The sequence below is a fragment of the Cellulosimicrobium composti genome (assembly GCF_009711085.1).
Classification (GTDB): domain Bacteria; phylum Actinomycetota; class Actinomycetes; order Actinomycetales; family Cellulomonadaceae; genus Cellulosimicrobium; species Cellulosimicrobium composti.
In genome coordinates, this window is sequence record NZ_WMKA01000045.1 from 24,988 (window position 1) to 31,956 (window position 6,969).

Here is a 6,969-nt window from a genome sequence, read left to right on the forward strand (position 1 = left end):
GAGGCCGCGGATGACATCGGACCAGGACGACGCCCGGGCGCACCGCCGCGCCGACGTCACCGCCGTGAGCGGCGTCGTCGCCGCGGTCGCGGCGGTCGTCGCCGCGGTCGCGCTCGGGGGCGGCGGGACCTCGCCCGAGCCGGACGTCGCGACGGCGGGCATGTTCACCCCCTCGGCCGTCCCCGCGACCGCGCCCGTCACGCAGTCCGGTGCGCTGCCGCTGTGCGGCTTCCCGCGCCTGGAGCAGGTGACCGACGACGGCGTCGACTCCGGCGACCTCGGCGGGATCCGCACGGTCGTCGACGACGTCGTCACGCTCGACGACGGCGACCTGGTCACGTTCCGCGTCCTCGACGGCGCGGCGTACGTGCTCGAGTGGGACCGCGAGGCCACGTACACGGTGACGCGCTACGACCTCGCGACCGGCGACGTCGAGGCGACGACGCCCGTCGCGCTCGACCGCGACGCCGCGAGCGAGACGTTCCGGACCGACTCGTTCGAGGTCGACGCGGACGGGAGCGTCTACCTCCTCGACACGCTCGAGCGGCGGCGCGACCTGGTGAAGGTCGCCCCGGACGGGTCCCGGACGTGGACGGCGACGATCCCCGAGGGCGAGCACACCGCGGGTGACCTCCTCGACCTCTACGGCACCGTGCGGTGGACCGTCGACGGCCGGACCGTCGTCGGGGTCCAGGAGGCGGGCACGGTGCTGCACGAGGTCGCGGACGACGGCGAGGTCCTCGACGAGGTCCCGTTCGAGGGCGCCGTGCTCGCCCAGCTGCCCGACGGCACGGCGCTCGTGGAGACCGACGAGCGCGACGACGAGCGCCGCTCGCTCGACGTGCGCGCGGTCGGCCCGGACGGCGAGGTGCCGGGGAGCCGCCTCGGCGCCTCGTGGGAGCGCGGCCGCGCGTTCGGCGTCCCCCGCGTGCCGTGGCTCGACGACACGACGGGCGCGACGACCGGCCCGGCGGGGGACGGCCTCGTCGTCGCGGACGAGAACCTGGGGTTCCGGTGGTGGGGGAGCGACGGCGTGTTCCGCGGCGTCTGGCCCGACACGCACAAGGACCTCGAGCAGCCGTTCGCCCTCTGGGAGCGCACGCCCGTCCTGCGCGACGGCACGGCCGGGGACGCGCCGTACTACGTGCTCACCCACGGCGAGGACGGCGGGTTCTCGATCACCGAGATCACCGCCGACCGCATGGCCTACCAGCTCGGCGCGCCCGTGAAGTACAACGCGGCGAACGAGGAGCTGTTCGGCGGGCTCGGCCTCGGGGCGGGGCTGCTCGTCGACGCGCCCTACGGCGTCTTCCCCGACGGGACGGAGCCGCGCGTCGCCGCCGCGTTCGACGACGCGTGGGGCGCGCACGCCGGCACGTACCGCCTCCGGTACCAGGTCCGGGGGGACCCGCGCGTGTGGGACCCGGTCGTCGGCGAGAAGACCGTCGTCGACCTGCCCGCCGACGGCGGCGAGGTCCCGCTCGACCTGCCCGCCGCGCGACCGGGCGTGTACGAGGTCGACGCCGCGCTCGTCGACGCGGCGACGGGCGACGCCGTGTCCGGCACGTGCCTGCGGTACACCGTGGCCGCCGCGGGCAGCCGCCTCGACCCGGGGGTGCTCGCGGACGGCGCCGACTGGGGCGGCGCGGGACCGTTGCGCGGCGTCGAGCTCGCGCACCAGCTCGGCGTGGGGAGCCACCGCACGCAGCTCGACTTCGGCGCGATCGTGCCCGACCCGACGGCCGAGCCCGACCCCGCGGCCCTCGTGTGGGACTCCCTGCCGAACGCCGCGTTCGCGCCGGACGAGGAGGAGGGCGAGGACCCGGCCGGAGTCGACCCGTTCGCCGAGCTCGTGGCGGCGGCCGAGCTCGCGGAGGAGACGGGCGTGGTCCTGGCGCTCCAGCTCGGCTCGGGCGGCGAGGCGGAGCAGGCCGCGGTCGAGGCGGGCACGTGGGAGGGCTGGGTGCGCGAGATCGTCGCGACGGTCCACGAGCGCGCGCCGCAGGTCCGGTACTGGCAGCCGTGGAACGAGCCGAACGCCACGGGCTTCGCGGACGCGACGGTCTACGAGGCGAAGGTCGGGGCGCCGTTCGCGGCGGGGGCGCGCGCCGCGGACGCCGACGTCGTGGTGGTCGGGGGCAACACGCTCGGCATCGAGCCCGCGTGGTGGGTCGACCTCGTCCTGGCGGGCGGGTGCGACTCCCTCGACGTCGTCGGGATCCACCCGTACACGGGCTTCAACCGGTCGTGGGAGGAGGAGGGGTTCTCCGCGGACGACGCCGAGCTCGACGCGCTGCGCGAGGCGCTCTCGCTGTGCGGCGACGTCCCGGTCTGGGACACGGAGTCGGGGTGGTGGTCGGACGGCGTCGCGAACTTCTGGGCCGGAGGGTCCGACGTCGTGCGCAAGCTCCTGTGGTACGGGCTCGAGGGCGTCGACGAGTGGACGTACTTCTTCTCCGAGGGCGGGTTCGGCGAGGCGGGGAACTCGTGGTCGCTGCTCCAGTACGGGCAGTACGTCAAGCCCGCGGGCGCGGCGTTCGCGGCGAGCGCTCCGTTCCTCGACGGGTTCGGCGCGCCGGAGCCCGTGGCGACCGGGACGCCGGGCGTGCACGCCGTGCGCGCGCCGGGCACGGGCGAGCGCGGGGGAGCCGAGCTGCTCGCGCTGTGGAGCGAGGACCTGTCGACGACCGTCCGGCTCTCCGCGCGCAGGGGTGCGGTGACCGTGACGGCGCGCGACCCGTACGGCGCCGAGCGCGGCCTCGAGGTCCCCGGGGGCGGCGTCGAGGTCCCGGTGAACGGCGCTCCCGTGCTGCTCGTCGCCCCCGTGGGCACCGCGCTCGAGGTGGCGCCGGTCGAGGCGTTCGGCGACGACGTGCTCGAGGGCCGGCCCGTGTCCGCGACCTCGACGCACGAGGACGCGAACGACCCGGCGGTCGTCACGTCGGGCACCTTCGCGGTGCGCGACCCGTGGCGCTCGGGGCGCCTGCCCGACGGGTCCGTCGACGAGGCTCCCGGCGTCGAGATCACCACGGACGGGACGCGCACGATCGACCGCGTCGCCGTCGCGACCGCGGGCATCCGGTGCTGCACGTCCGGCCTGCGCGACTACACCGTCTCGGTCCGCACGCCCGACGGTGCGTGGCGCGACGTCGCGGAGCAGACCGACCAGTTCCTCGACCGCGTGGCCCTGTTCTCGTTCGACCCCGTCGAGGTCACGGCGGTGCGCGTCACGCTCCCCATGACGACCGAGCGCGACGTGCCGGTGCTCGCGGCGAACTACACGGGGATCGTGGGCGGGCTGCACCCCGACTTCCTCCCGCTCGCGACGGAGAGCGAGTGGATCGCGACGATCAGCGCGGTCCGGGCCTGGGAGCCGGCGGGGTGAGGTCCGGTGCGACGGCGGCCGTCGTGCGCGGCCGGAGGTCAGCCGCGCGCGGCGACCGCGCGCCAGATCGCCGCGTGCTGCGCGGCGCTGCGCTCCCACGTGAACGTGGCCGCGCGCTCCCGGCCGCGCCCGACGAGCGTCTCGACCTCGGCGTCGCGCGTCGTCACCCACAGGAGGGCCTCGGCGAGGCTCGCGCCGTCCGGCTCGGCGAGCACGCCGCCGTCGCCCACGACCTCGGGCAGCGAGCTCGTGCGGGCCGCGACCACAGGGACGCCGGCCGCCATCGCCTCGAGCGCGGGCAGCCCGAAGCCCTCGTACCGCGACGGCACGACGACGGCCGCTGCGCCCGCGACCAGGCCCGGCATGAGGTCGCCCGGCAGCCGACCCACGAGCCGCGTCCCGGGCAGGTCGGCGAACAGCGCGGTGCGCCGCGGGTGCGGCGGCCCGCTCATGACGAGCGTGAGGTCCGGCCGCGCGGAGCGGACCGCGCGCCACGCGACGGCGAGCTCCTCGAGGTTCTTGCGCCGCGACGCGCCGCCCGCGTGCAGCACGTAGGGGCCCTCCACGCCGAGCGCCGCGAGGCGCTCGCGGGGGAGCGGCTCGGCCGCGAAGTACACCGGGTCGACGCCGTTGTAGGCGACCGCGGGCCGCTCGGCCAGGCCGAGCACCTCGGCGGCCTCGTCCGCGCTGAACTCCGACACGCACACGACCGCCGCGGCGCGGCGGACCTCCTCGGCGGCGGCGCGCACGGGGGCGGACTCGTCGTCGTAGCGCCACGAGACCACGTCCTGGACGGCCACGACGTCGCGCGTCGGGTGCGGCGGGAGGTCGAGCCCCACGCGGTGCACGACGGCGTCGCGCGGGTACACCGCGCGGCCGACGGCGCGACGCACGCCCGGGCCGGCGGACGCGAGCCGGCCGAGCGGGAGGCGCCGCGTCCCGGGCAGCGGGGACCGCAGCGAGCGGAACACCGCGCGGTCCACCGACCAGCCGCGCCCGGCCGACCCGGAGGCGCCGTCGGCGAGCGCCGCCGCGGCGCGCGCGGCGACCTCCTCCTGGTACACCTGGGCGCCCATGGGGACCTCGACCGCGACGGTCGCGACGACGAGCTGCGGCATCGGGAACGATCCCCCTCGGGACGTGGCGTCGCGACGTGGTGCGGCACGGCCGGGACGGTCGACGCGGTCGGTAGAGTGGCCCACTCTAGTGGCGCCGACGCCCCGTCGGACCTGCGCGAGCGGGTGATGAACGGGTGATCGTCGACCGGGCGCGGGCGGTCCCGCGAGAGGGTGAGGGGCGCATGGCAGCGCGTCGTCGGGTGGCGCTCGTCGCGAGCTCGTTCGACCCGCACACGGGGGGTGTCGAGTCGCACGTGCGGCACGTCGCCCGCGTGCTCGCGTCGCGCGGGACGCCGGTCGAGGTCTGGACGGTCGACCGCGGCGAGCACCTCGGCACGCGCCGCGTGGACGGCGTCCTCGTGCGCTACCTGCCGACGCCGCAGCCGTCGACCCGGCCGGGCGACGTCGCGCGCTTCGCGCTCGCCGCCCCCGCGGCGGGGCTCGCCTGGGCGCGCGCGTACCGCGCCTTCCGACCGGACGTCCTGCACGTGCAGTGCTTCGGCCCGAACGGCGCCTACGCGCTCGCGCTGCGGACGCTGACCCGGACGCCGGTCGTCGTCAGCTCGCACGGGGAGACGTTCGCGGACGACCACGCGGTGTTCGAGCACTCGCGCCTGCTGCGCGCGGCGCTCGAGCGCTCGGTGCGCGTCGCGGGGGCCGTGACCGGGTGCTCGCGCGTCGTCGCGGACGACCTCGTCCGGTTCGGCGCCGCGGACGCGGTCGTCGTGCCGAACGGCGTCGACCTGGCGGGCGCGCCCGCTCCCGCGCCCCGCACGGCCCCCGCGCACGAGCCCGTGGTCGTCGCCGTCGGCCGGATCGAGCACGTCAAGGGGTTCGACCTCCTCGTCGACGCGTTCGCGACGTCGGCGCTGCGCGACCGCGCGCGGCTCGTCGTCGTCGGGGACGGGAGCGCGGCGGGCGCCCTGCGCCGCCGGGTCGACGCGGCGGGGCTCACGGACCGCGTCGAGCTCCCCGGCCGGCTCGACCCACCCGAGGTGGCGGCGCGGCTCGCCGCGGCCGACGTCGTCGTCGTGCCGAGCCGCGCGGACGCGGCCCCGCTCGTCGTCCTGGAGGCGTGGCGGTCGGGACGCCCGCTCGTCGCGACCGTGCGGGGCGGTCCGCCGGAGATCGTCACGGACGGCGTGGACGGCGTGCTCGTCGACCCGCAGGACACGACGGCGCTCGCCGGCGCGGTGCTCGGTCTGCTCGACGACCCGGAGCGGGCCGAGCGGATCGGCGCCGCGGGCCGGCGCCGGGTGGAGGACTTCACCTGGGAGCGCGTCGTCGACCGGTACGAGGACCTCTACGCGGGCCTCGACGGGTCGCGCTAGGCGTTGTTCGGCGCGGGCCGGTCGCCCGGCCGGGCGTCCGGTCGGGCCTCCGCGGGGCCCGACGGCACGTCGAGCGCCCACGCGACGGCGACCGCCGCCGCGGTCGCGACGAGGAGCGACCCGACGACGTCGCTCGGCCGGTGCGCGTACGTGACGACGGACGCGAGCGCGGCGACGGCGGTGACGGCGAGCCCGGCCCACCCGGCCACGGCGCGCGAGGACGGCCAGGGCCACAGGAGCCAGACCGCGACGCACAGCCCGCCGACGACGGCCACGTGACCGCTCGGGAACGTCTGGTGCGCGTAGCCGTAGCCGCCGAGGTCCGGCCGGACGAGCACCTCGCGCAGCCCGATCGCGACGCCGGCGGTGCCGACCGCGACGAGCACCGCGGCGATCAGGTCGCGCCACGCCCGCCGCACGAGCGCGACCAGGCCGAGCACGGTCGCGACGACCGCGCACGCCACGGGCAGCCCGCGGCGGAGCGCACCCGCGACGTCGCGCCCGACGTCGTGCAGGGGCGCGAGCGTGCGGAACGCGCCGGCGTCGGCCTGCTGCCCGGCGACGGTGAGGTGCGAGGCGGCCCAGAGCGCGACGAAGACCGCGACGACGAGCGCGAGCAGCACGAGGGGCGCGGCGGCGCGCGGCCGGGTGCGCGCGGGCGCGGGGAGGTCGGTGCGGCGGGGCACGTCCCGAGCATGGCGGAGCGGCGGGGACCGTGTCACCGGGGGTGCCGCGCGTCGGCCGGGTGAAAACGTCGCGCGACCGGACGCGCTCTCCTCGGAGGACGTGTGGGCGCCGAGGCGTACGCTGGGACGCGTCGTCCTGCACGACCGCAGCCCGGACCCGCTCGCCACCCTCGACGAGCCTCGGTCCGGGCCGTTCGTGCTGCCCCGTCGTGTCCTCGATGTGTCCTCGCCCCGTCCTCGACCCGAGCCCGCCCCGCGGGCGCCGACGCTCTCGACCACCGTCCTCGGAGGGACCCCACCGCATGAACCTCACCGGCATCCTGCCCGCGCTGCTCGCCGACCCCGCCGCCGCGGCCGCGGTCGAGCACGTGCGCGCCCGCGGAGAGGCGGACGTGGTCGGCCCGGCCGGCGCCCGCCCGCCGCTGCTCGCCGCGATGGCGGGCGCGCGC

At 77.6% G+C, this 6,969-nt stretch carries 4 protein-coding genes; 2 read left to right on the forward strand and 2 right to left on the reverse strand.

What is annotated here, in order from left to right:
- Positions 1–10 precede the first annotated feature (10 nt).
- Positions 11–3,385: a hypothetical protein gene (locus GJV82_RS15630; protein ID WP_155099871.1), complete on the forward strand. Its 3,375-nt coding sequence runs from the start codon at positions 11–13 to the stop codon at positions 3,383–3,385.
- A 38-nt stretch (positions 3,386–3,423) separates the two neighbouring features.
- On the opposite strand, the gene GJV82_RS15635 is transcribed toward GJV82_RS15630, so the two are convergent.
- Complete coding sequence (locus tag GJV82_RS15635) at positions 3,424–4,503, reverse strand: glycosyltransferase family 4 protein (protein ID WP_115943080.1); 1,080 nt, start codon at positions 4,501–4,503, stop codon at positions 3,424–3,426.
- A gap of 182 nt (positions 4,504–4,685) precedes the next feature.
- On the opposite strand from GJV82_RS15635, the gene GJV82_RS15640 reads away from it, so the two are divergent.
- The gene (locus GJV82_RS15640) at positions 4,686–5,834 is read left to right on the forward strand and encodes a glycosyltransferase family 4 protein (protein WP_155099872.1); all 1,149 of its coding nucleotides are present in this window, start codon (positions 4,686–4,688) and stop codon (positions 5,832–5,834) included.
- On the opposite strand, the gene GJV82_RS20800 is transcribed toward GJV82_RS15640, so the two are convergent.
- Entirely contained in the window at positions 5,831–6,520 is a 690-nt protein-coding gene (locus tag GJV82_RS20800) for a phosphatase PAP2 family protein (RefSeq protein WP_155099873.1), read from the reverse strand. The genes GJV82_RS15640 and GJV82_RS20800 overlap by 4 nt on opposite strands.
- Positions 6,521–6,969: the final 449 nt, after the last annotated feature.

Coding starts and splice junctions, on each gene's coding strand:
- GJV82_RS15640 (WP_155099872.1), top strand. CDS start 4,686: ATGGCAGCGCGTCGTCGGGTGGCGCTCGTCGCGAGCTCGTTCGACCCG.
- GJV82_RS15635 (WP_115943080.1), bottom strand. CDS start 4,503: ATGCCGCAGCTCGTCGTCGCGACCGTCGCGGTCGAGGTCCCCATGGGC.
- GJV82_RS15630 (WP_155099871.1), top strand. CDS start 11: ATGACATCGGACCAGGACGACGCCCGGGCGCACCGCCGCGCCGACGTC.